This window comes from Frankia sp. KB5 (assembly GCF_002099325.1).
Classification (GTDB): Bacteria; Actinomycetota; Actinomycetes; order Frankiales; family Frankiaceae; genus Frankia; species Frankia casuarinae.
Window position 1 is genome coordinate 1 of sequence record NZ_MRUJ01000059.1, and the last position, 24,659, is coordinate 24,659.

General features: G+C 73.2%; 21 protein-coding genes and 1 riboswitch. Of the genes, 18 read left to right on the plus strand and 3 right to left on the minus strand.

The genetic code is table 11. The features are described 5' to 3' along the window. From KBI5_RS06895 to KBI5_RS06950, 12 genes are all read left to right on the plus strand, one after another. Positions 1-3,330: non-ribosomal peptide synthetase (locus KBI5_RS06895; protein ID WP_116289860.1), on the plus strand; the 3,330-nt coding region annotated here is incomplete at its 5' end. Next, entirely contained in the window at positions 3,327-4,832 is a 1,506-nt protein-coding gene (locus tag KBI5_RS06900) for an MFS transporter (protein WP_085014677.1), read from the plus strand. The genes KBI5_RS06895 and KBI5_RS06900, both read left to right, overlap by 4 nt. Next, positions 4,829-5,962, plus strand: coding sequence for an ABC transporter substrate-binding protein (locus KBI5_RS06905; RefSeq protein WP_198537554.1), 1,134 nt, complete (start codon positions 4,829-4,831; stop codon positions 5,960-5,962). Before KBI5_RS06900 ends, KBI5_RS06905 begins: the two co-directional genes overlap by 4 nt. Before the next feature lie 209 nt (positions 5,963-6,171). After that, entirely contained in the window at positions 6,172-7,137 is a 966-nt protein-coding gene (locus KBI5_RS06910) for an iron ABC transporter permease (protein ID WP_085014700.1), read from the plus strand. A gap of 4 nt (positions 7,138-7,141) precedes the next feature. Further along, positions 7,142-8,092, plus strand: a complete 951-nt coding sequence (locus KBI5_RS06915) for an ABC transporter ATP-binding protein (RefSeq protein WP_085014701.1) — start codon at positions 7,142-7,144, stop codon at positions 8,090-8,092. A gap of 198 nt (positions 8,093-8,290) precedes the next feature. Further along, positions 8,291-8,989, plus strand: a complete 699-nt coding sequence (locus KBI5_RS06920; RefSeq protein ID WP_157902448.1) for a copper resistance CopC family protein — start codon at positions 8,291-8,293, stop codon at positions 8,987-8,989. Beyond that, the gene (locus KBI5_RS06925; RefSeq protein WP_085014680.1) at positions 8,976-9,656 is read left to right on the plus strand and encodes a copper chaperone PCu(A)C; all 681 of its coding nucleotides are present in this window, start codon (positions 8,976-8,978) and stop codon (positions 9,654-9,656) included. Before KBI5_RS06920 ends, KBI5_RS06925 begins: the two co-directional genes overlap by 14 nt. Continuing rightward, a complete protein-coding gene (locus KBI5_RS06930; protein ID WP_085014682.1) occupies positions 9,656-10,966 on the plus strand; it encodes a Dyp-type peroxidase in 1,311 nt (436 codons plus the stop codon). The genes KBI5_RS06925 and KBI5_RS06930 overlap by 1 nt, the downstream gene beginning before the upstream one ends. Before the next feature lie 188 nt (positions 10,967-11,154). After that, positions 11,155-11,380, plus strand: a riboswitch (cobalamin riboswitch). Positions 11,381-11,414: 34 nt separating this feature from the next. Next, a complete protein-coding gene (locus tag KBI5_RS06935; RefSeq protein WP_085014702.1) occupies positions 11,415-12,185 on the plus strand; it encodes an energy-coupling factor ABC transporter permease in 771 nt (256 codons plus the stop codon). After that, entirely contained in the window at positions 12,182-12,628 is a 447-nt protein-coding gene (locus tag KBI5_RS06940) for an energy-coupling factor ABC transporter substrate-binding protein (RefSeq protein ID WP_085014684.1), read from the plus strand. Before KBI5_RS06935 ends, KBI5_RS06940 begins: the two co-directional genes overlap by 4 nt. Positions 12,629-12,671: 43 nt before the next feature. Beyond that, on the plus strand, positions 12,672-13,421 hold the full coding sequence (gene cbiQ / locus KBI5_RS06945; protein ID WP_116289862.1) for a cobalt ECF transporter T component CbiQ: 750 nt from the start codon (positions 12,672-12,674) through the stop codon (positions 13,419-13,421). 131 nt (positions 13,422-13,552) lie between these two features. Continuing rightward, positions 13,553-14,380, plus strand: a complete 828-nt coding sequence (locus KBI5_RS06950) for an ATP-binding cassette domain-containing protein (protein WP_347272472.1) — start codon at positions 13,553-13,555, stop codon at positions 14,378-14,380. 18 nt (positions 14,381-14,398) lie between these two features. Here KBI5_RS06950 and KBI5_RS06955 read toward each other — a convergent pair whose 3' ends face one another. Continuing rightward, complete coding sequence (locus KBI5_RS06955) at positions 14,399-14,629, minus strand: hypothetical protein (RefSeq protein WP_085014688.1); 231 nt, start codon at positions 14,627-14,629, stop codon at positions 14,399-14,401. 382 nt (positions 14,630-15,011) lie between these two features. On the opposite strand from KBI5_RS06955, the gene KBI5_RS06960 reads away from it, so the two are divergent. Further along, positions 15,012-15,656, plus strand: coding sequence for a hypothetical protein (locus KBI5_RS06960; RefSeq protein WP_116289861.1), 645 nt, complete (start codon positions 15,012-15,014; stop codon positions 15,654-15,656). A 92-nt stretch (positions 15,657-15,748) separates the two neighbouring features. Next, positions 15,749-16,165: a BlaI/MecI/CopY family transcriptional regulator gene (locus tag KBI5_RS06965; protein WP_241882714.1), complete on the plus strand. Its 417-nt coding sequence runs from the start codon at positions 15,749-15,751 to the stop codon at positions 16,163-16,165. Positions 16,166-16,265: 100 nt separating this feature from the next. On the opposite strand, the gene KBI5_RS06970 is transcribed toward KBI5_RS06965, so the two are convergent. Beyond that, the gene (locus KBI5_RS06970; RefSeq protein WP_085014691.1) at positions 16,266-16,985 is read right to left on the minus strand and encodes a thioredoxin domain-containing protein; all 720 of its coding nucleotides are present in this window, start codon (positions 16,983-16,985) and stop codon (positions 16,266-16,268) included. 435 nt (positions 16,986-17,420) lie between these two features. Beyond that, the gene (locus KBI5_RS06975) at positions 17,421-18,128 is read right to left on the minus strand and encodes a hypothetical protein (RefSeq protein ID WP_241882715.1); all 708 of its coding nucleotides are present in this window, start codon (positions 18,126-18,128) and stop codon (positions 17,421-17,423) included. A gap of 130 nt (positions 18,129-18,258) precedes the next feature. Between KBI5_RS06975 and KBI5_RS06980 the strand changes: the two genes are divergently transcribed. The 4 genes from KBI5_RS06980 to KBI5_RS06995 all read left to right on the plus strand — a co-directional run bounded on the left by KBI5_RS06980 (position 18,259) and on the right by KBI5_RS06995 (position 24,416). Then, positions 18,259-18,888 (plus strand): hypothetical protein, encoded by a 630-nt coding sequence (locus KBI5_RS06980; RefSeq protein WP_241882716.1) that lies wholly within the window; start codon positions 18,259-18,261, stop codon positions 18,886-18,888. Positions 18,889-19,080: 192 nt separating this feature from the next. Continuing rightward, positions 19,081-20,667 carry a PepSY domain-containing protein gene (locus KBI5_RS06985; protein ID WP_085014693.1) on the plus strand — a complete coding sequence of 529 codons (1,587 nt, stop codon included), beginning with the start codon at positions 19,081-19,083 and terminating at the stop codon, positions 20,665-20,667. A 177-nt stretch (positions 20,668-20,844) separates the two neighbouring features. Continuing rightward, positions 20,845-21,633 (plus strand): DJ-1/PfpI family protein, encoded by a 789-nt coding sequence (locus KBI5_RS06990; RefSeq protein WP_085014695.1) that lies wholly within the window; start codon positions 20,845-20,847, stop codon positions 21,631-21,633. Positions 21,634-21,695: 62 nt separating this feature from the next. Then, on the plus strand, positions 21,696-24,416 hold the full coding sequence (locus KBI5_RS06995) for a heavy metal translocating P-type ATPase (RefSeq protein ID WP_085014697.1): 2,721 nt from the start codon (positions 21,696-21,698) through the stop codon (positions 24,414-24,416). Positions 24,417-24,659 lie beyond the last annotated feature (243 nt).

Consider the following 24,659-nt stretch of genomic DNA (forward strand, 5'->3'; position numbering starts at 1 on the left):
ACACCCGAGGCCGGACCGGAGGCCGGCGACGGACGCCCCGAGGCGTATCGGGCCACCGTCGTGGACCTGTTCGCCGCGGCGGCGACGGCGACCCCGAACCTGCCGGCCCTGACCGCGGTCGAAGGCGTCTGGGCCGCTAACCGGCCGCCTGGCGGGGGAGACGGCCCGGAGGAGGTGGAACCGCCCGGTGACGAGGGACGGTACGGCAGCCTTTCCTACGCGGAGCTGAACGCGCGGGCCAACCAGCTGGCCCGGCTGCTGCTCACGGTGGGCGCCGGCCCCGACCGGCCGGTGGCCCTGCTGCTCCCCCGCACCGGGGACACCGTTGTCGCCCTACTGGCCGCGCTCAAGGCCGGCGCACCCTACGTTGCGCTCGACCCGGACCATCCCGAGGAGCGGATCGCCTTCGTGCTCGGCGACACCCGCCCGGCCGCCGTGGTGACAGTCGGCTCACTCGCCGCCGCCGTGGCGACCGACGCCACCCGGGACCTCGCCACCCGGATCATCGAACTGGACGACCCCGACGTCCGGTCGGCCCTCGACCACGCGCCGGCGGGTGATCTGACAGGCAGTGACCAATCGGCGAGCCTGACGCCCGATCATCCCCTGTGCATCGTCCACACCTCCGGGTCGACGGGGCGGCCCAAGGGCGCCGTCCTGACGCATCGTGGGATGGTGAACCTGTTCCACCACCACCGGGTGTCGATGATCGAGCCGGAGGCCGCGGTGGCCGGCCGGCGGATGCGCGCCGCGCTCACCGCCTCGCTGTCCTTCGACACCTCGTGGGAGGGGCTGCTGTGGATGCTGGCAGGCCACGAACTGCACCTGATCGGTGACGACGAGCGCCGGGAGCCCGCCGCGCTGCTGGACTACATCGACGCCCAGGACATCGACTTCCTCGACATCACCCCCACCTACGCCGAGGAACTGATCAACGCCGGGCTGCTCGAACCGGGCCGGCGGGTCCCCGCGGTGATCGCGCTGGGCGGCGAGGCCGCCGGCCCCGTGCTGTGGTCACGGCTGCGGACCGTTCCCGGCCTGAACGCCTACAACCTGTACGGGCCCACCGAGTGCACCGTCGACACCGTCTGGGCCCGGCTCGCGGACAGCGAGACCCCGGTCATCGGCCGGCCGGTGACCGGCGCCCGCGCCTACGTGCTCGACACCGCGCTGCGGCTCGTCCCGCCGGGCCAGATCGGGGAGCTGTACCTCGCGGGCCTGCCTCTAGCCGAGGGCTACCACCGCCGGCCGCGGCTGACCGCCGAGCGGTTCGTGACCGACCCGTTCGGGCCCGCGGGGACGCGGATGTACCGCACCGGCGACCTGGTCCGCCGCCGCGCCGACGGCCTGCTGGAGTACCAGGGCCGGGCCGACACCCAGGTCAAGATCCGTGGCTTCCGCATCGAGCTGGGTGAGATCGAGGCCGTCCTGACCGACCATCCCGAGGTGGCGGCGGCGGCTGTCATCACCCGCTCGGACGGCCCGGGCGGTGAGCGGCTGGTCGCGTACGCCGTGCCGGCCGGGGACAGCCCACTGGCCGAAGCACTGCTGGCCGACACGGCGCCGGCCGACGGTCCGGCGCGGCTGCGTCGCCACCTGGCCCGCCGGCTGCCCGACTACATGGTCCCGCCGGTCATCGTCCTGCTGGACCGCATGCCCCGCACGACGAACGGCAAGCTGGACCGGGCCGCCCTGCCACCACCACCGACCGGTGCCGCCGCGGGCACCGGCAGACCTGCACGCGACGCGCGCGAACGGCTGCTGTGCGACCTGTTCGCCGAGACCCTGGGCCTGGAGCGGGTCGGCGTCGACGACGACTTCTTCGCCCTCGGCGGCCACTCGCTGCTGGTGGCCCGGCTGATCTCCCGGCTGCGGGCGAGCACCGGGGTTCGCCTGGGCATCCGGGCGGTCTTCGACGCACCCACGGTGGCCGAACTCGCCGAGCGGCTGCCCGGCCCGGCCCAGCCGGGCACCGCGGAGAGGGCCGCCGCGCCACAGGACGCCGCACCGTGGAACGCGCAGGAGCCCGCCGCCCAGCCCTCGGCGACACCCGAGGGCGACCTGCCCTGGCAGGGAGTCGATCTCACCGCCGAGGCACGGCTGGACCCGTCCCTCGTGCCCTCGGATGCGGCGCCCACCGAACCGGCTCGTGCCACGGACCCCCACCAGGTCCTGCTGACCGGCGCGACCGGCTTCCTCGGCACGTTCCTGCTGCGGGAGCTGCTCGATCAGACGACGGCCACCGTGCACTGCCTCGTCCGCGCCCCCGACGGCGCGCGGGCCCTGGCCCGGCTACGCGACGCACTGCGCCGCCTGCGGATCCAGATCACGGACGACGTCCTCACCGAGCGCGTGGTCGCGCTGCCGGGCGACCTCGAACAGCCCTCCCTCGGCCTCGACGCGGCCGTGTTCACCCGGCTGGCCGGCGAGCTGGACGTCATCGTGCACAACGGCGCCCGGGTCCACCACCTTGATCCCTACCGCAGGCTGCGGGCGGCGAACGTCGCGGGCACGGCGGAGATCCTCCGCCTGGCGATGACCGGGCGGCCCACCCCCGTGCACCACGTGTCCAGCTGCGACATGGCCTGCGCCGTCGACGGCAATCCCGCCGTGCTCGACGAGGAGCGCCGGGTGGCGCCGGCCTCACTCATGGCCAACGGGTACGTGGCGAGCAAGTGGGTGGCCGAGGGCCTGGTGCTGGCGGCGGCCGGCCGTGGCCTGCCGGTGTCGGTGTACCGCCCAAGCCGGGTGTGCGGCGACACGCGGACTGGTGCTGGCAGCACCGAGGACGCGTTCTGGCAGCAGGTCCGGGCGATGATCGCGCTGGGTGCGGCCCCAGCCGGCGGTTCCGCGGCGCCGGCCGACCTGGTGCCCGTGGACTGGGTCGCCGCCTCGATCGTCCAGCTGATGYGCACCGGCAGATACTCCACTTTCCATCTCACGGCCGCCCGTCCCACCGACGTCCACGCCGTACTCGACCGGCTGCGGGCGCGTGGCTTCCCCCTGGAGGCACTCGACCCGCCGCAGTGGCGTGAACGCCTCGATCAGGCCGCGGAGCAGGCGGCCGGGCGCGGGGACTACTCGCTCACGGTGACCGCCGGGCACCTGGCCCAGCTCACCGCGGCCGGCACGACCCGCACGTCAGACACGACCCACACACACCCGGCGCCGGTCTTCTCCCGGCGCAACACGATCGAGGTGCTGGGAGCCGACCTGGCCCGAGCACCGGAGGTGGACGACGACATGGTCGATCGCTATGTGGACTACTTCGTCGACGTCGGCTTCCTTCCCACGCCGACCGCTCGCCCCCGCCCGGAGCCGGCACGTTGACGGCAGCCGACACCGACGAGGCACCTTCCCCGCTGGCGACGCGGCGGGAGTGGGTGGGGTTCGTGGTCGTACTGGGCGCGACGTTCATGGGCCAGGTCGACGGGTTCATCGTCAGCCTCGCCAGCCCCACCATCCAACGGGAGCTGCCCGCCGGTTTCGACGAGATCCAGCTCATTGGCGCCGGCTACGTGCTGGCCTGTGCCGCCGGGCTGGTCGTCGGCGGCCGGCTCGGCGACCGGTTCGGCCGCCGCCGGGTGTTCCTGGCGGGCATGGCGGTGTTCACCCTGGCCTCGCTGGCCTGCGGGCTGGCCCCGAACGCCCCGGCGCTCATCGTCTTCCGGGTCGTCCAGGGCACCGCGGCGGCGGCGCTGGTACCGCAGGAGCTGGCGATCCTGCACGCGCTGTTCCGCGACGACGCCCAGCGCGCCCGCGCGCTCGGCCTGTACGGGACGGCTCTCGGCCTCGGGGTCATCGCCGGCCTGGCCGGCGGCGGCCTGCTCGTCGACCTCGACCTGGCCGGGCTCGGCTGGCGGCCGGCGTTCCTGCTCAACGTCCCGATCGGCCTGGCGATCCTCGCTCTGGGCCGGGCCGTCATCCCGGAGAGCCGCGCCACCGGTGCCACCCGGTTCGATCTGGCGGGCGCCGCGCTGACGGTGGTCGCCTTCCCCGCGATCCTGCTGCCCTTCGTCTTCGGCCCGCACCGGGGCTGGCTTCCCTGGGCGCTGCCCTGCGCGCCGGTCGCCGCCGTCGCGGTGGCGCTGCTCGTCCGCCAGCAGCGTGCGCTCGCGGCCCGCGGCGGGGAGCCACTGTTCCCACCCCGGGTGCTGGCCGCTCCCGGGATGCCGACCAGCCTCGCCACGTTGGTCACCTTCTTCGGCGGCAACGCCGGGCTGTTCCTCGTCTTCACCTACTACGTGCAGACCGGCCTCGGGACGTCTCCACTGGTGGGCGGCCTGATGCTGGTACCGCTCGGGGTCGGGTTCGCGATCGGCTCACCGCTGTCCGGGCGGCTCGCCGCCGGCCGGGCCGGGCCACGGCTACCGGTGCTCGGCTGCCTGGGACTCGCGGTGGTCCTGCTGGCGCAGGCCGCGATCGCGGCCGGACCGACCTCCGCGCAGCGGGTGCTGCTGGCCCTGGCCATGGGCGCCGTCGGCCTGGCCCAGGGGCTCGTCGTGGCCCCGCTGATCGGCGGCATCCTCAGCCGGGTCGCCCCGGACGACGCCGGCGCCGCCACCGGCACCGCCTCGACACTCACCCAGTTCGGGCTCGCCGCCGGCTACGCGGCCGTCGGCAGCTGGTACAGCCTCGTGCTCGGCGGCACCCCGGGCGCCGCCGACGCACCTGCCGACCTGGACTCGCATGTCCAGGCCTTCGCCGCGGCCACCGTGCTGCTCACCGTTCTCGCCCTCGTCACCGCCGCTCTGTGCGCCCTGCGCGACCGGGTCCGGATCTCGCCGGGAACTAGTGAGGCCCTCGCGACGACTACCCCTGAGAACGGTTGACCGGGGACGAAGGCCTGGCCCGAAGGCACGGGGCCGGAGCCTGGGAACAGTGGGGGTTCGGGAAGACGATGCGTGGCAGGCCGATATTCGCGGCGGGGGCGCTGCTGCTGGCGCTGGTGGTGACGTCCTGTTCGGACGACACCACAGGCGGTTCGGCGAACGGGACAACAGGGGCCTCGACGGCCGCCGCGCAGGGAGCGGCAGAGGGAAAGACGACCTACCCGCTGACGATCACCAACTGCGGGAAGAAATACACCTTCGACAAGGCTCCGAGCCGGGTCGTGGTGATGAACGGCGGCTCGGTGGCGGAGGTGTCCTCGCTGATCGAGCTCGGCGTCTCCGACCGGATCGTCGCCAACGCACAGAACTACGGCGCCTCGGACGTCCCCGGCCGCGCGGAGGCGATCGACGCCCTGCCCACGGGCGGGGTCACCCTGAACGACCTGCAGGACATCCCGCGTGAGGCCATGCTCGGACTGCGGCCCGACCTGGTCATCTCCACCTACGGCGGCGGGTTCGACGCGGCGTCGGGCTTCGCCACCCGCGACGACCTGCGGGGGCTCGGCGCCAACAGCTACGTCCCGGCGAGTGCCTGCGGCACGGACGGGATGACGGCCGGCGCGCCGACCATCGAGGACAGCTACGCCATCCTGCGCGACTTCGGGAAGATCTTCGACGTCTCCGGGAAGGCCCAGGAGGTGATCGCGGCCTCGAAGAGCAGGATCGGCGAGGTGACGAAGGCCCTCGCGGGCAAGCCCGACGCGAACGTGCTGCTGGTCTTCCCGGGCATGGGGGCCGACGACTTCAGCTCGATCGCCGGCGCCGGGGTGTGGAACGACATCCTCGACAAGGCGGGCGCGGCCAATCCCTTTTACGACGGTTCCGAGAGCACCTTTCTGACGATCAGCAAGGAGAAGCTGGCCTCGACCGACATCGACGCGGTTCTGGTGGTCAACTACATGAACCCCGACCCGGACAAGGCGGCCAAGACCATCCTCGCGCAGTTCCCGCAGTGGGACGCGACCCGCGCCAACCGCTACCTCGTCCTCGCCGACTCCATCTACTACGGCCCGAACAACGACGTGGCCGTCGAGAAGATCGCGAAGCTGCTGCACCCGGACGTCTTCTGAACACCAGTCGCGGCAAGCCCACCGGACTCGTCACCCAACGAGTGGACGGCGCGGTCGCGGTAGACCCGGACGTCGTCCCGGTGGACCGCGACCGCCGCGGAGGTCTCAGACTGTCACCTCGTCCGGGCGGCGCGGGGCGTGTCGCTCCGCTGGGAGGGGTCCACCTGTCCGCCTGTGTGCTCGGCCTCGCCGTGCTGGTCTTTCTCATCATGCTGATGGCGTCCTGCGTCGGTGCCGTCACGGTGCCCCTGCCGCAGACCTGGGAGGTGGTCACCGGCCACCTCACCGGCCGGACGGCCGGGCTCGACCCGATCGTCGACCAGATCGTCTGGGAGTACCGGGTGCCCCGGGTGCTGCTCGCCGCGCTGTGCGGCGCGGGGCTCGCCGTGGCCGGCGTCGTGCTGCAGACCCTGGTCGACAATCCGCTCGCCGACCCGTATGTGATGGGGCTGTCTCCGGGTGCGTCGCTGGGCGCGGTACTGGTGATCACAGCCGGGTCGGGGGCGGTCGGCGGGGCCAGTGTGTCGTCCGCCGCCTTCGGCGGCGCGACGGCCGCCGCGGTGGCCGTGTTCCTGCTCGGCCAGCGACGCGGCCGACTCGCCCCGACCCGGCTCGTCCTGGCCGGAGTCGCCGTCGGCTACCTGCTGCTGGCCGTGACCAGCTACCTGCAACTCTCCGCCGACCCGAACCAGCTGCGCCAGGTCATGTTCTGGCTGCTCGGCAGCGTCGCCGGGGCCACCTGGGACCAGCTCCCCCCAGCCGCCACCACCGTCGCCGCCGTGACGGCGCTGCTCCTCCCGCTCGGGCGCCGCCTCAACGCTCTGGCCCACGGCGAGGAACAGGCCATCGCCTTCGGCGTCGACGTCACGCGGCTGCGCGTGGGACTGCTGCTCGCCGCGTCGCTGCTCACCGGCGTACTCATCGCCGTCGCCGGCGGCATCGGCTTCGTGGGCCTGATGATCCCCCACCTCACCCGCCTCACCTTCGGCACCGACCACCGCCGGCTCCTGCCGCTGGCGGCCCTTGTCGGCGCCGGATACCTGGTCTGCGTCGACCTGCTCTCCCGCACCCTCGACCGGCCCAACGAGCTGCCGCTGGGCATCCTCACCGCCGCGTTCGGCGCCCCGTTCTTCCTGTGGCTGCTGCGCCGCAACGACGCGCTCGCTGGCCGGTGAGGTGATGACGCTCCAGACGGGCCGCCGTGGTCCTGCTCCGGGACCGGACTCTGATGCGGGGCCCGCTACCGGCCCGGGCAGCGGACATGAGGACCCGGGCCGCCGGGGCGGCGAAGCGGCCGGCGAGCTGCGGCTGGACGATGTGGCCGTCGAGCTCGGCGGGGCGTCCGTCCTGCGCGGGGTGACCCTGGCCGCGGCGCCCGGAAGCCTCACCGGCCTGGTCGGGCCGAACGGCAGCGGCAAGACGACCCTGCTGCGCACTGTCTACCGCTCCCTGCGGCCCGACGCCGGTGCGGTGCTCGTCGGCGGCACGGACGTCTGGAAGCTGTCCGCGCGTGACTCGGCGCGCCGCACCGCGGCCGTCCTCCAGGCGGGCCGGCCACCTGCGGCCCTGACCGTCGCCGAGGTGGTGGCCGACGGGCGGACCCCGCACCACGGCCTGTTCAGCCGGCATGGCGGCGCCGACCAAGACATTGTTCAGGAGGCCCTGGAGCGAACCGGGGCGGTGGGGTACGCCGATCGGCTCTACGACACGCTGTCCGGCGGCGAGCGGCAGCGGGTGCTGCTCGCCCGCGCACTCGCCCAACAGCCGCGGCTGCTTGTCCTCGACGAGCTGACCAACCATCTCGACATCCGGGCCCGCTTCGAACTGCTCGACCTCGTCCGCGCGACCGGCATCACCACGCTCGCGGTCCTGCACGACCTCGATCTCGCCGTCCGCTACTGCGACCAGCTCGTCGTCCTCGACCGGGGCCGCGTCGCCAGCGCCGGGCCGGTCCTCGACGCGCTGACCTCCGACGTGTTGCACAGCGTGTTCGGCGTGGCGGGCTCCGTCGAGCGGCATCCCGACGGCGTCATCCGCATCACCTACGCCTTGGACCCCCTGACCGGCCAGCCCGCGCCGGCCCAGATCACACGGCCGGACCCCCATCCRCTCTTCTCCGACAGGATGTAGAAGGTCTAGCGTCCGGAAACGCGGCTTTCGACGGCTGCGAGCCGACCTGAGCGGGATCTCACCGTCGCCGTGCGGCCGTGTCGCGTTGACGGCATCTCCGGCCGTCGTACGAGGAAGGGCACTCGGGAGATGTCGGGGAGAGATCCCGGAAACAAGAAATCTGTATACAGAGCACTTTCTTTCGAGCGAGCCATCCGCATGGTTCTGGTACTTCTCGGCGTTCTCACCTGCACTCTCACCGCCACCGTCCCCGCCTCGGCGCACAGTCAGCTGGTGGCGAGCGACCCCACTGACAACGCGCACCTCGACACCGCGCCGTCGGTGGTCACTCTGCGCTTCTCGGACGGGGTCCTGACCATCGGCACCGCGGTCGTGGTGGTGGACGCGGCCGGCACCTCCTGGGCAGAAGGCGAGCCGGCCGTCTCGGGCCAGACGGTGACCACCATGCTGCGCGACGGGCCGCCCGACGGTGCCTACCAGATGCGTTGGCGGGTGGTCTCCGCGGACGGGCATCCGATCAGCGGTGTCACTCGCTTCACGGTGGGCTCCGTGCGAGCAGAGCCGGCAGTGCCAGTCAGCGCCACGCCGGTCGGGTCCACCCCAGGCACCGACGACGGCCCCGTGGGCGCGAGCCCGGCGGCCTCCGGGCCGACGGCCACCAGCCCGGCGGGCACCCCCGTCGCGGGTGCGGAGGCCGGGGGGCTCCCGTTCCGCACCGCGCTCGTCGGCGTGGGGGGAGCCCTCGCAGCGCTCGCCCTGCTCTGGGCGTACGGCGCGATCCGCCGGAACAGCGCGCCCCGCGGAGCAGAGACCTCCACGCCCGAGCCCTCCACTGCCACGCCCACACCGCCCACGTCCGCGTCCTCGTCACAAGGGAACACCGATGACATCCGATAACCAGAAAGGCAGGACAACAGTGGGCAACAGCGGCAGCCAGCGGCCGGGCGGAACCAGTCATCGGCGGCGTCTGGCACGTGGCAGGCTCTTCGCACTGCGTGCACTCGGTGCTGCCAGCCTGGTGGCCCTGCTCGTCGCAGGCTGTGGATCCGACGACTCGTCCGACGCGCAGCCGCAGGCCCCGGCCAGCCCGGCCGCGGCGGGCAAAGTCGTGACCATCGCCGATGCCTGGGTGAAGGCCGCCACGACGGGGATGTCCGCCGCCTTCGGCGAGCTGCACAACTCCGGCACCGCCCCGGCGACCGTCGTCTCGGTGACGAGCCCCGCCTCCGCGGCCATGGAGCTGCACGAGACCGTCGCCAACGAGTCCGGCGAGATGGTGATGCGCCCCAGGGAGGGCGGCTTCATCGTGCCGGCCGGCGGCACGCTCACGCTCCAGCCCGGCGGCAACCACCTCATGCTCATGGACGTGACCTCGCCCATCAAGGCCGGTGACGAGGTCGACTTCACCATCACCTTCGGCGACAACTCGACCCTCACGTTCACCGCGCCCGCGAAGGACTACTCCGGCGCCAACGAGAACTACGAGGGCGGCATGGACATGGGTGGCCAGGCGGACACCGCCGCGGGCACGCCCGCGCCGGCGCCGGCGACGCCCGAGCCCTGATGGAGGCCGGCCGAGGGGAGACGGGTGGGCGACAGGCCGCGTGGAGCATCCGGCGCGCGGCGCCGTCGCCGGGACGCGGTGGGCCGGACCGGCGGCGTCTGCTCCTGGGCGGCGCCGTCGCCGCCGGTGGGGCCGCATCGGCGATCGGCGCCGACCAGCTGTCGCGGGGAGGGCCCGACGGGTCCGCTGCCACGGCGGCGCCCGACGGTGCCGCCGCGCACGGGAGCCGCACCGAGGCGTTCTTCGGCGCGCACCAGGCCGGTATCGCCACCGTCCCGCAGGCACACGCCACGTTCCTCGCGCTCGACCTGCGAGAGAAGGCAGACCGGGACGCCATCCGCCGCATGCTGCGGATCCTCACCGACGACGCCGCCCGCCTGACCCAAGCAGAGGCGGCGCTGGCCGATTCGGAGCCGGAACTGGCCGCCGTGCCGGCCCGGCTCACCATCACCTTCGGGTTCGGTCCGCGGCTGGTCACCCGCGCCGCCGGCGAGGCCGCGGTGCCCTCGTGGCTCGGGCCGCTGCCGGCGTTCGGCATCGACCGGCTCGAACCCGCCTGGAGCGACGGCGACCTGCTGCTGCAGATCGCCGCCGACGACCCGGTAGCGGTCGCGCACGCGACCCGGATGCTGGCCAAGGACACCCGCAGCTTCGCCGGCGTGCGCTGGCGGCAGTCCGGCTTCCGCCGGGCCCGGGGGTCGGAACCGGCCGGGACCACCATGCGCAACCTGTTCGGCCAGGTCGACGGAACAGTGAACGCCGCTCCCGGCACCGCCGACTTCGATCAGGTCGTCTGGCACGCCGCCCCGTCCGGATCCTCGGCGACCGCGTGGCTCACCGGCGGCACCAGCATGGTCGTACGGCGGATCCGGATGGACCTGGACCGCTGGGACGCCCTCGACCGCTCCGGCCGGGAACAGGTCGTCGGCCGTTTCCTCACGAACGGGGCCCCGCTCACCGGGACGCGGGAGCGCGACGAGCCCGACTTCGCCGCGACGACCGCCATCGGGTTCCCCATGATTCCCGAGTTCTCGCACCTGCGGCGAGCCAGGTCGGACAACGAGGGTGAGCGGATCTACCGGCGGTCCTACAACTACGACGGGGCCCCCACTGGCGGCGCGGTATCCGACTCCGGTCTCGTCTTCGCCTCCTACCAGGCCGACGTCACGGCGCAGTTCCTGCCGATCCAGCGGCGGCTGGCCGAACTCGACCTGCTCAACGAGTGGACGACGCCGATCGGATCCGCCGTGTTCGCGATTCCGCCCGGGACTCGGGAGGGCGGGTTTGTGGGTGAGACGCTGCTGGCCTGAACAGACCCGGGCGTGGCACGCCGTCGGGCTCAGGGCTGGGCCCCGCCGGGGGCGGGTCGTCGGCTGCCGGCGGCAGTGAGCGCGTGCCGCCCGAGCAACTCCGCGCGGGGCCGCGTTCACGATCACCTGACGGACCGGCCGTTTCTTCGCTGCGAAAACTTCGCAATTGCGCAGGTGACTCGACGAATGTAATCTGACGTCGCCGTGGTGACGGGAAGTCCGGTTCAAGCCGGCGCGGCCCTCGCCACTGTGACCGGGGAGTAGCTGTCCGCACCTGATGGCGGTGGAGTTCCACCGCGTGACCGCAGGTGAGGAGCCACTGGAGCACGGCCACCGCCGCCCGCGCTCCGGGAAGGCACGGACGGGTGCTGGGATCCGGCAGCCAGGAGACCGGCCACGGCGCTCGACCATGCTCATCCACGAGGTGCTGGAGAGAGGCTCCCCTGCCATGCACATTGCGGAAGGCTTCCTGCCGCCCGCGCACGCCATCGCCTGGACGGTCGCCGCGGCGCCGTTCGTGGTGCACGGCGCGGTCACCGTCAACCGGACCGTCCGGGACAACCCCGAGGCCAGGCTTCTGGTCGGGGCGTCCGGCGCGTTCGCTTTCGTGCTGTCGGCACTGAAGATCCCGTCGGTGACGGGATCGTGCTCCCATCCCACCGGGACCGGACTGGGCACGATCCTGTTCAAACCCCCGGTGATGACGCTGCTGGGCACGGTGGTCCTGTTCTTCCAGGCGGTGCTGCTCGCGCACGGCGGGCTCACCACGCTCGGCGCGAACACGTTCTCCATGGCGATCGCCGGGCCGTGGATCGGCTATCTCGCCTACCGCCTGGCCCGTGCCGCGGGAGCCGGGACGGGCATCTCGGTGTTCACCGGCGCCGCGCTCGCGGACCTGGCCACCTACTGCGTCACGACCGTCCAGCTCGCGCTGGCGTTCCCGTCCGCCGACGGCGGCTTCCTCGGCGCGGTCGGCGAGTTCGGCTCGATCTTCGCGGTCACCCAGATCCCGCTCTCGATTAGTGAAGGACTACTCACCGTCCTGGTCATCCGCGTCCTGTCGCAGGTCAGCGCGCCCGAGCTGGAGCGGCTCGGTGTCCTGTCGGCGGCCGGCACACGCGGCGGTGACAGCCCACCCGCGGACGGCCCGACCCCGCAGCCCTACGCCACCGGTGCCGCTCTGCCCGCGGAACCGCAGGCGTCGGAGCCGGCCCGATGAGCCGCGCCCGAACGATCAACCTGACTCTCTTCCTCGCCGTTGTCGTGCTGGCCGTCGCGCCGCTCGTCCTCAGCCTCGGCGACGGCAAGGAGGAACCGTTCGCGGGGGCGGACACCCAGGCGGAGACACAGATCAGCAAGCAGGACCCGGGTTACAAGCCGTGGTTCTCGCCGCTGTACGAGCCGCCGTCCGGCGAGGTCGAGTCCCTGCTGTTCACGCTCCAAGCGGCGGTCGGCGCGGGCGTTCTCGGCTATGTCTTCGGTGTCGCGCGTACCCGGCGGCAGCTGCCCACCGACCCTCCGAGGCCGCCGCTCGCCGCCGCGGCGGCCGACTCACCCGCCCTGGGAAACCCCGGCTCGGGAGACCCGCCGACCGCTGCCGCGGCGGCCGCCTCGCCGGAGGCCGCGGCCCCGGTGGCCAGTACGGGATCCGCCGGCAGGTGACCACGCGGTTCTGGCTCGCGACCGTACCGCCCACACTGTGAGCGTGTCAGCCTCCCGGCTCGACACGGCGGCCTACCGCAGCCGCTGGCGGCACCGCCACCCGGCGGAGAAGGCCCTGCTCAGTCTCGGCCTGCTCGGCTGCGCGGTGGGCCTGCCGCCGTGGCCCGGCGCCCTGGTCACCGGGAGCGTCGCGGTCGTCGTGATGTTCGCGGTCGCCCGCGTGCCGGTCGGCGACGCGGCGCGGGTCCTCGCCGCGCCGATCGGCTTCGTCGTCGTCGGCATCATCCCGATCGCCCTCGATCTGGACGGACTGCGGCCGGTGCTGGCCGACGGCGGCCCGCACCTCGCGGCGGAAACCGCGGGGCGCTCGTGCGCCGCGCTACTCTGCCTGGTCCTGTTCGCCGCGACCACGCCGCTCGCGGACGTACTGCCGCGCCTGGTCCGCCTCGGGGTGCCGCCGGCCGTGRTCGACGTCGCGGCTGTCGTGTACCGGCTGCTTTTCGTCCTGCTCGCGACCCTGCAGGCCGCCCGGGAGGCGCAGGCCGGCCGGCTGGGCTACCGCACCTGGCGCGCCACCTACCGCTCGCTGGCCGGGCAGGGCTCCCTGCTGTTCGTCCGCGCGCTGCACCGGGCCCGCCGACTGGAGGAGGGCATCGCCCTGCGTAGCGGCGATCCCACCCCGCGTGTACTCATCGAGCAGCGCCCGCTCTCCCGCGCGTTCCTCACCGGCGCCTCCGTCGTCCTCGTGGGCGTCGTCGCGGCGACCCTGCTCAGCCCAAGGATCGGTACGTGAACAGGTCGAGGGTGCCCGGCACCGAGGCGAGCGGCGTCCACGGGAGAGAACGTCACGCGGACGGAGAGCCCGCGGCCGTCGCGACCGGGTCTCCCCCGCTGCTGGCCGCACACGACGTCACTTTCGGCTACCTGTCCGRCCGGCCCGTCCTGGCAGGGGCCGATCTGCGGATCGCCGCGGGGCGCCGGCTGGCCGTGCTGGGCCCGAACGGCGGCGGCAAGACCACTCTTTTCCGCCTGCTGGCTGGCGCGCTGCGACCGACATCCGGCCGGATCCTGCGCGACGGAGACCCGATCTCCTACAGCCGCCGCGGCCTCATCACGCTGCGGCAGGCCGTCCAGGTGGTGTTGCAGGATCCGGACGACCAGATCTTCGCCGCGAGCGTGTTCTCGGACGTCTCCTTCGGACCGCTGAACCTCGGGCTGCCGAAGGACGAGGTCGTCGAACGCGTCGAGGACGCGCTGCGCCGGCTGCGTATCTCCCACCTGCGGTCCGAACCGCCGCATCTGCTGTCCTTCGGCCAGCGCAAGCGGGTCACGATCGCCGGCGCGGTTGCCCTGCGCCCCGCCGTTCTGATCCTCGACGAGCCGAGYGCCGGGCTGGACCCCGACGGTGTCGAGGCGCTCCTGGACACGCTCGGCGTCCTGCACGAGGCAGCCACCACCGTCGTGCTGTCCACCCACGACGTCGACCTCGCCTGCCGGTGGGCCGACGACGTGGCCATCGTCACCGACGGCCAGGTGCGGGCCGGGCCGGCCGACGCGATGCTGGCCGATCACGACCTGCTCGCCCGCTCCGGGCTTCGCCCCGCCTGGGCACCCGCCGTCCGCGAACTGCTGACCCGGGCCGGGCTCGACTCCACCGGGCCTGGCCCCCGTACCGCGAACGAGCTTCTCCGGATACTGGCCGAGCCCGATGCCCCCGCCGGGCCACCCACCCGGCCGGCGTCCGGGACCTGATCCGGGGCGGCGCCGGGCTCAGGCCGGAGCTGCGCCGAGCTCGCTGTTCACCAGCTCGGTGATCCGGCCGGCCCGCGCCTCCTCGACGATCACTGCGAGCTGTTCGACGCTCATCTGGATGCGCTGGCCGAAGTCGTCGGTCAGGACGACCCGCCGCTCCGCCGGCGCGCCGTKGTCCACATACAGTTCCGGGCAACCGCAGCTGCACTTTCCGCAGAACGTCAGCAGATGCTTCCCCTGCACCGTCATCCGGACTCCCAACAAGCTGACTGACATTTCCCGGGAAAACTGTACCGCGCCTCCGCGCGGTCGCGCATGAATTTTTCCGGGATGACCCGTGCGTGGGGGCTCGGGGAATTCGGGTTCGGTCAACCGGTGAATCCGGGTGGACGGGTCTCTCCTGGGGGCGCCGGCCCCCGGACTCGGAGAAAACCGTGCCGCCGTGGCCGCGAAGAGCCGGAGAGGCGGGCACGGAGCCTGCCGGGAGGTGACGATACCGGTATGTGGCGTCTTCCTGACCCGGCCGGCGGACCCATCTAGACTTCGGAGTTGTGGCGACGGGCGTTCAGGTGGGCCGAGGCCCGGGCACCGCGCCCGGTCCCGGTGCCCCCGGCCGTGGTCGCCACCTCCCGTGCGCGTCGCCGCGCCCGCGCGGCCGTGGGCGGCGACCACGGCCGGGCGGCTCCTGCGCGGCGCGGTCGCCGCCCTGATCGCCGTCGGTCTGGCTGTCGCCGCGCACGTCACGGCCGGCGGCATGGCCCCGTCAGTCCTGGTCTCGGTCATCGGATTCCTGCTTGTCTGGCGGGTCGCGTGGGGCTGCGCCGGGCGGCGGGTGTCGTTCACCCGGATCGCGGGGCTGGTGGTCTGCGCACAGGCCGGCCTGCACCTCGCCTTCGCGATGAGCGCCCCGGCCGGCCACCATCACCACCCGGTTCACCCGGTGGTAATGGGCACGCTGAGCCAGCCCGCCGGCGGGCCGGGGCTGGACCTGCTGCCGGGTGGGGCGTCGATGCTCGCCGCCCACCTCGCCGCGGCCCTCGTCCTGGCCGGCTGGCTCGCCGTCGGCGAGCGGCTGCTGTGGCGGGTCGCCAGTGGCGCCGCGCGGGTCGCCGCGTCCGGGCTGGCACGCCTGCTCCGCCGCGGCGGGGCGCGCCACGTCCTGCGGGCGCACCGGCCTCTTCCCATATTCACCGCCGCCGACCAGGTGCGGCGGTGGGAACCACTGCGGCACATGATCCCGAGGCGAGGCCCACCCACGTTGCTCCCGGTGACCTGACCGGTCGCCCTCGACGTGCGGGTGTCGGCGCCCGCACGCGGTTGACGCGCCGGGCTGACGGCGCGTGCACGACACCGGGAGACGAAGCAATCGTGATAACCCAGTCCTCGAACATGGTCGGCAGGTGTGCGGCCGGCCAGTCCTCGGATCCGCCTCTCACCCGACGAGCGTCGGGCGAACTCGAACGCGCGGTGCTCGCGTTGCTGTGGGCCGCGCCCAGACCGCTGATGCCGATGCAGGTGCAGCAGCGGCTCGGTGGCGGTCTCGCGCAGAGCACCATCGCGACGACCCTGCTCCGCCTCGTCACGAAGGGGCTCGTCGAACGGGCCCCGCACGGCAAGGGCTTCGCCTACCGCCCCCTGCAGCGGGTGGAGCAGCACGCGGCCGTGCAGATGCTGGACCTGCTGCAACGCGGCGACCGGCCGGACGACGTCCTGCGGTACTTCGCCGGGCAGCTCCCGGCCGGCTACCGCGAGGTTCTCCGGAAGGCCCTCGCCACCCCGGCCTGAGCGAACACACCCGCGGGTCCCGGGGCACGCGCCGGGACCCGCGGGCAGGAGGCTGGGTGCGCTCCGAGGCCTCGGAGCGCACCCAGCCGTGACCGAGTCGTCAGCTCGCCGCCGTGACGGCGGCGGTGATGCCGTCGGGGGTCAGGGCGGTTGTCTGCAGGCGCTCGCCGTTGACGTAGACGGTGGGGGTTCCCTGGACCCCCCGGCGGGACGCGGCATCGTTGACCTGTGCGATGTAGTCGTTGTAGGTGCCCTCGCGCACAGCCCCAACGAATGCGACGGAAGTCAGCCCGACACTGCTGCCGAGATGGACCAGTTCCGTGTTCTGGAATCCACCTGTGTGCTCTTCCGGCTGGTTCGCGAACAACACGTCGTGGAATTCAGCGAACTTCCCTTCGTTCGCCGCCGCCGCTGCGGCGTTCGTGGCCCGCTCGGATTCCGACCCCAGAAATGCCAGGGTGTGGTAGACGACTTTGATCTTCTTGGCGGAGACAAGTGAGCTGATGGTGTCACCGCTCTGTTCTTCGAACGCGCGGCAGATCGGGCACTGGAAGTCCTCGTAGACATCCACAGTGACCGGGGCCGACGGCGACCCCACGACGATCCCGCGGTCCGAGCGGGCCGCGCCGGCCGGTACCAGGGCTCCCGAGGTGTCGGTCCGGGCGCTCTGCACGGCGAAGCCGATACCCCCGGCAAGCAGCAGGGCCACAGCCACACAGGCCGAGATGATGATCGTACGGCGGCGGCGCTCCCGCCGCTCCGCGGCCTCCCGCGCCGCGGCGGCCTTCGCGCGGCGAGTGGCGGTATCCGTGGCCGTCATGCCGGGACCTGCCCAGCCGCGGAGCGGGTTCTCCCCGCCGGCACTTCAGGTGCGCAGGAGGATGCAGCGGCGTGCCGGTTCCGGCGGGGCCGGCTGCCTCGATCCGGCGGAGCCGGCGAGGTGATGTCTGTGCCCATGCAGAACTCCCGATCCCGACCCACATGTTCATGGGCCGTCTTGGGCAGTGGGCGTGCGGCGGCGCCCGCGCGCGGCGAGCCGACCAGTCGGACAGACCAGGCATCCATCGATTCCCCCGGCCGGCCGCTGCGGGGCGGGGCGAGGCGGGAGATGAAGGCATGGCGTTCCGCGGGCTGGGCCGTTGCGGGCGGGCCAGCGCCGGTCACGCGCCGGTCTGAGAATCGGCTCGGCAGATGCCGTTCCCCGCGCCGTTCGCCGCGGATGACCGTGCAGGGGCACCGCGGTTGCTGTGCTGTGTCAGAGCTCCGCAGCCACCGGCGGCCCGCGCCGCGCGACCACGTACCGCAGGAGCCCCAGGCGCCGGGTACCCGCCGGCGAGAAGAGGAAGAACATGGGCCGAGGACCGCAGGCCGGGAGTGGCGGTGCTGCGAGGCGGCGGCGCACCCGCCGGACGATCCGCCTGGTGGCCGTGGCCGCACGCAGGCCCGCCCGCCAGAGCAGCCGCTCACCCGCGGCCAGCCACCAGGCGAGGCAGACCGCCGCGAGCAGGTGCAGGCCAAGCACCGTCGGCCCGCCGTGCAGCAGGTCCACTCCTGTCGGGCCCGGCACCGACTCCGGATGATGACGGGCGAGGACATGCCCCGCGCCGACCCCGGCAGCGGAATGCGGCCCGGGCGGGGAGGCCATGGCGAACGCGAGGTGCAGACAGCCCTGCGCGGCGACCACCAGCCCGATCAGCCGGCGGCGGCTGATCTGCCTCACGGCCAGCCCCCAGCCGACCCGCCAGGTGAGCAGGAAGCCAACGACGGTCACCAGTGGGTCCGGCACGGCCCGCCCGGACCCACTGTGCGCGACGGCGGCAAGCCCGACGGTCAGCAGCGCGAGGACGGCACCGCGCACGGCACGACCGCGGCTGGTCGCCGCCCACAACGGCAGGCCCGAGCCCACGACCGCTGCCGGCTCGCACCGCGCGCCGACCGGCTGATCGGGCGCCCCAGCGGTCACTCTCCCAGTGTGGATCGGCTCACCCACCCGACCGTGTCACCTTCCGAGTGGGGTTGGTGATCGAAGACTTTCCCGCCCGCCGGGCAGATCGAATGAAAGTCACTTGCTTCCCAGATAAGATGCCGGCTTTGTGAGCTGGGCGGCGACACCGACCGGGCGTAGTGTGCGTGCCTCGGTCCTGGCCGCCATGGCAGTCACCCTCGCCGTGGTCGCGCACCTGGCGGCCTGCGGCGAGCTACCAAGCCTGCCCGTGATCGGTTGCGGCGGCCTGCTCGCGCTCCGGGTGTGCTGGGGCTGCTCAGGCCGGCGGATGTCGCTGCGGCGCATCGCCGGTCTGGTCACGACGGTCCAGGCGGGTCTGCATCTCGCCTTCGCCATGACGGGGCGATCGACGCACAGCGCGGCCTTCCATCACCACTCCGCGGCCGGACCGGTGGATGTCTCCCACGGTGCGGAGGGAATCGATCTCCTGCCCGGTGGGCCTCGGATGGCCTTCGCGCACCTCTGCGCCGCTTTGCTGCTGTCCTGGTGGCTTGCCGCGGGAGAGCGGTTGCTGTGGCGGGTCGCGCGCCGGACCGCGGCGGTCGCGCGCAGAGCGGCGGGGCGCCTACGTCGCCGCCTGTACCCGCCGACCGGGTGTCCCCTTCTTCCCGCCCGCGCCGTTGCGCGCCGTCGGCCGCCCGCCGGGCAGGCTCCCGCCCTGGCGCAGCTGGTCCATCTCGTCGTTCGCAGAGGCCCGCCACTCCTGGCACCGGCCTGATCCGCGCCGTCGACGCCGTCCGCGACATCTGAGTCGGACGGCTCGTTCACGCTGCCCGGACCCGGCCCGTCGCTACCCGTCCGTGCCCGGCGTCCGCCGCCGGACGGGATCCGACCGCGACCGCGCCGATCGGCGCGACACCGCGGCGATGACGCCTGCCTCGACAAGCCAGTTCGGAGAAGCACTGTGACCATGGTCGAACCGCCGGGGGCGTCCCCCGACGACACGACACCCGCCGCCACCACCGTGGCAGCGCCCACCGCCTCACCCACGCCCGCGGCTCCGGCGGAGACCCCAGCCGCCGGTTCCGCCGGCGACCCGGCTGGCACCCCCGCCATACCCGAGCCCCGCACGCCGGACAGTGCGCGGGGGTCCCGGCCCGGTGACCCGGCGTCCGGTGGGTGGCGGCGGCTGCTCATGCGGCTCCACTTCTACGCCGGGGTGCTGGTCGCACCGTTCCTTCTCGTGGCCGCGACGACCGGCCTCGCCTACGCCTTCACCCCCCAGCTGGACCGGCTCGTCTACGCCGACGAGTTCTTCGTCGACGAGGTGGRCTCCGCCCAACGGCCGCTGGCCGAGCAGATCAACGCCGCCCTGGCCGCCTACCCGGACGGCGCCTTCGGCTCCGTGCACACCGGCGAGGCCGCGGACCGCACCACCCAGGTGGTCCTGTTCGAGGAAGCGCTCGGCGACAAACAGCGCACCGTCTACGTCGATCCCTACACGGGCGAGGTCCAGGGCGCGCTGGTCACCTGGTGGGGCAGCACCCCCCTGACGACCTGGCTGGACCAGCTGCACATCAACCTGCATCTCGGCGACACCGGCCTGTACTACTCGGAGTTCGCCGCCAGCTGGCTGTGGGTCGTCGTCCTGGGTGGCCTTGTGCTGTGGCTGGCCCGGCGGCGCCGGAAGCGCGGGGCCCGCACCCTGCTGCTGCCCGACCTGGCCGCCCGCGGACGGCGGCGCACCCTGGGCTGGCACGGCAGCCTCGGTGTCTGGCTCGTCGCCGGCCTGCTGTTCCTCTCCGCGACCGGCCTGACCTGGTCCACCTACGCCGGCGGGCACTTCTCCGACCTGAAGGCGGAACTGAACGGCGAACGGCCCGAACTCGACACCACCCTTCCCGCCACCGCGTCCACGTCCGCCGGAGGTGGCGCGGGGCACGAGGGGCACAGCGGCGGCAGCTCCGGTGCGGACACCTCCGAGACGGGGCCGGGTACCGACGCCGACACGGTACTCACCGCGGCCCGCGAGGCCGGCCTGGACGGACCGCTCGACCTCAGCCCACCCGCCGAGGCCGGCACCGCCTGGTCCGTCGCCCAGACCGACAACGCCTGGCCGGTACGGGGTGACAAGGCAGCCATCGACGCCGACGGCACCTTGGTCCACGAGTCACGGTTCTCGGACTGGCCGCTGCTCGCCCAGCTCAGCTACTACGGGATCATGGCCCACATGGGGATCCTGTTCGGACTCGCGAACCAGATCCTGCTCGCCAGCCTCGCCCTCGGCCTGATCTGCCTGATCGTCTGGGGATACCGCATGTGGTGGCAGCGCCGCCCCACCCGCGCCGAGCGCACCCGGATCGTCGGCGCCCCACCCGCACGCGGCGCCTGGCGACACCTCCCGAAACCGGCCCTGGCGGCATTGGTCCTCGTGACCGCGGCGATCGGCTGGGCACTACCCGTCCTCGGTGTGTCCCTCGGTGTCTTCATCCTGATCGACGTCCTGGTCGGCCTCGTGCGTAGCCGGTCACGGCGGCGGGAGACCACGGCCGCCTGAGCGGAAGACGCCGCCTGGCGAGCCCCGCTTCCCAACGCCGCAGCAGGCCAGGCGGCCCCCGCCCGCTGCCCGGGACACGCGCTCCGTTCCGGGCAGCGGGCGGCAGGGAGCGGTATGCATGCCCTTCGAGGCTAACCCTGATCGAAACACGATGATCGGCACCATAGGTTCGGCGGCATGAGCGGCGAGTGGGAGCCTGCCGAGGAATCGGCCCGCGGTGGCCCGGTTCCCGCTGACCGCAGTGAGGCCGCGCTGCGACGGCTGAGGCAACGGCCCGGCTTCCGGGTGCACGGCAGCGAGCGGATCGTCGCCGTCGTCTACGACGGTTTCACCGCCCTCGACCTCGCCGGCCCGCAGTTCTTTCTCGCCTGCCTGACCGGCGCCGAGGTCATCATCGCCGCCGAGCACGCGCCGCGCCCCGTCACGAGCGACACCGGACTGGCGGTGATCGCCACCCACGCTCTGGAGGACCTTCCGGCGAACTGCGACGTCCTGCTGGTACCCGGCGCGGGCGGTGGCCTGCCGGCGGCGCTGGGCAACCAGGCGCTGCTCGGCGAGCTGGCGCGGATCGGGGCCGGCGCCGGGATCGTGGCGAGCGTCTGCACCGGTTCGCTGCTGCTGGGCGCCGCCGGCCTGCTGCACGGGCGGCGGGCGACGTCCCACTGGACGGCACGCCCGTACCTGCCACGCTACGGAGCCACCACAGTCGACGAACGGGTCGTGGACGAAGGGAGCCTCATCACAGCGGCCGGAGTCACCGCCGGTGTCGATCTGGGGCTGCTCCTGGTAGGCCGGCTGCGCGGCGCCGCCTACGCCGAGGCGCTGTCCCTGCAGGCCGAGACCGTCACACCGGCTCCGGCGGAGGCGGACCCGACGCTCGTCGACGACGTCCGCGACCTGTTCAGCGGAATGCTCCACCGAAGTCTGTGTCAGGAGACGGATCCATCCGGTCACCGCCCCGGGTAGGTCGTTCGCCTACGCTCACGCAAGGGATCTCGGCGCGGAGATCCACCAGGCACAGGAGCGCGATGTCCACTCCGACAGGCCACGACATCAGCGAAGCCGAACCGGCGAGCTCAGGGGCGACGGCGGTTCCACCGCCCCGAGCACCGCGGCCCGGCCCTGCCGCCGCCGGGCCGCGCGTGGAACTCGCGGTGTCCGGGATGACCTGCGCAGCCTGCGCACGCCGGGTCGAGAAGGTCCTGAACCGGGTCGAAGGCGCCTCGGCGGTCGTGAACCTGGCCACCCACCGCGCCGCGGTGACCTGGGCCGACGCCGCCGCGGCAGACGACGCGACGCTGGTCTCCGCGGTGGAGCGCGCCGGCTACGAGGCCAGGGTCGTCCCGCAACGCCGACCGTCCGCCCCGGCCTCCGCCGTGCCGGCAGCCGTGCCGGAGGTCGTCGCGGCTCCCGCGGTGAGCGGCGGCCCCGGCCAGGACGGCGCGGGTGCCCGCCAGCCTCTGGTGCCCRCTGGCCAGGCAGCCAGCCGCCCGGAGGATGCCGGCACGTTGCGGGACGTCCCCGAGCAGTGGGGTTCCGAGCAGCCGGATGGTCGGCGACCAGGCGGCGAGCCGCAGAACCCCGGGCAGAACAAGGCCGAGCAGGACGAGGCGGAGCACTGGCGTCAGCGTGCTCTCGTGGTGGCCGCACCGACCGCGATCGTGGTCGCCGCCGCGATGGTGCCAGGCATCCCGGATCTGCCGGGCTGGCTGACACTGTTGGTCGCGGGCCCCGTCGTGCTGTGGGGAGCCTGGCCGTTCCACCGAGCCGCCTGGAAGAGCCTGCGCCACCGCGCGACCCGGATGGACACCCTGGTCAGCCTCGGCGTGCTGGTGTCGTTCGGGTGGGCGGTGGCCGTGACCCTCGCGGACGCCCTGAGCGGGCCGACCTCCGGCACCCTCCCGACCGGGAACGTCCACGGGCTGGGCTCCCAGCATCACGGCACCGTCCGGCCGGTGAGCGGCACTGCCGGGGCGGAGCACACGGGCCACGCCGCGCACGCGGCCGAGATCGCCTGCGTGCTCACCCTGAGCCTGCTGGTCGGGCGCTGGATGGAGGCCCGTGCCCGGCGCGGAACCGGTTCGGCGCTGGCCGACCTGGCCGCGCTCGCCGCCCACGACGCGACCGTGCTGCTGCCCGACGGCAGCCAGCGGCCACGGCCCGCCGCCGACCTCCTGGTCGGGGACGAAGTGCTGGTCCGGCCCGGTGAACGGATCCCGGCCGACGGCGTGGTGGTCGACGGGACATCCACCGTGGACCTGTCCCTGCTCACCGGCGAGAGCATCCCGGTCGACGTGACCGCCGGGACCGAGGTCACCGGCGGATCCGTGAACGGCACCGGCGCGCTGGTCGTCCGGGCGACCCGGGTCGGCGCCGACACCGCGCTCGCGCACATCACCCGGCTCGTGCAGGACGCCCAGACCGGCCGGGCCGCGGCGCAGCGGCACGCCGATCGGATCTCCGCCATCTTCGTGCCGACGGTCCTCCTCATCGCCACGGCCACCGCCGCCGGATGGCTCGTCTCCGGCGCGGCGGCGTCCACCGCGGTCGAAGCAGCGATCTCGGTGCTGCTGGTCGCCTGCCCCTGYGCCCTGGGGCTCGCGACCCCGGCGGCGCTACTCGCCGGCACGGGCCGCGGCGCCCGCCTCGGCGTGCTCATCTCCGGCCCGGCGGCACTGGAGGCCGCCCGCCGCATCGACACCCTCGTGCTCGACAAGACCGGCACGGTGACCACCGGCCAGGTCACCGTCACCGGTGTCACAGTCACCAGCGTCACCGGCCGCGACGACGGCGCGAGCAACAGCGACGAGGGCAAGGCGGAGGTACTGTGCCGGGCCGCAGCCGTCGAGCAGGCCAGCGAGCACCCGATCGCCCGGGCGGTCACCACCGCAGCGGCCATCCGGGGCCTGAGCGTGGCCGCAATCAAGTCGTTCCAGGCCCGTCCCGGGGCAGGCGCGACCGGAACCGTGGATGGTGAGCAGGTCGTCGTGGGCACCGTCACGCTGATGGAGGAGCACGGGCTGGCTCTCCCCGGCGTGCTTCAGGAGTCCCTCGACCAGACCGAGGCCCGCGGCCAGACAGGTGTCTGTGTCGRCTGGGGTGGATGGGCGCGAGGCGTCCTGACCCTCGCAGACCCTGTTCGGCCCACCAGCCGGGACGCGATCCGCCGCCTGCAAGCCACCGGGCTGCGCACCGTACTGCTCACCGGCGACAACCCGCACGCGGCACGAGCGGTCGCCGACGCTGTGGGCGTGGACGAAGTGATCGCCGGCGTCTCCCCCGCCGGCAAACTCGACCACATCCGGTGCCTGCGCGGCAGCGGGCACGGTGTGGCGATGATCGGCGACGGTGTGAACGACGCCGCAGCACTCGCCGAGGCCGACCTGGGAATCGCGATGGGCAGCGGCGCCGACGCCGCCATCCACGCCAGCGACATCGCCCTGGTCCGCCCCGACCTGCACACCGCCGCGGACGCCCTCGCCCTCGCCGCCCGGGTCGAGCGCACCATCCGGCAGAATCTCGCCTGGGCCTTCGGCTACAACCTCGTGATGATCCCCCTGGCCGGAGCCGGCGTCCTCCCGACCTGGGCCGCCGGCGCCGCCATGGCCTGCTCCAGCCTCGCCGTACTCGGCAACTCCCTGCGGCTACGGCGCTTCGCACCGGCTACCCACGATGGACGGTCCCCCGCTGGGACGCCCTCGGCTGGCACACCGACATCGGTGGACCCAATATCCATTCTCGGGCAATAGGGATGTTCGCCGGGCGCCCAAGGCTCATGTCCGCCGCTCCGGCACACCAATGCATCGCCGATGCCGACTACTTTCAGTAGTCGGCATCGGCGATGCATTGAGGGAATCGAACCAATCGATCAAGCTCTGACCTGGGGATCCTTCCGCCGATCAAGCAGTAGAATCTATAGCTTTTAACTATTTCACCAGGTCAGAGGCGCAACTACGCATCGTGGTGGACCATGTGTACCAGCATCCGAACCG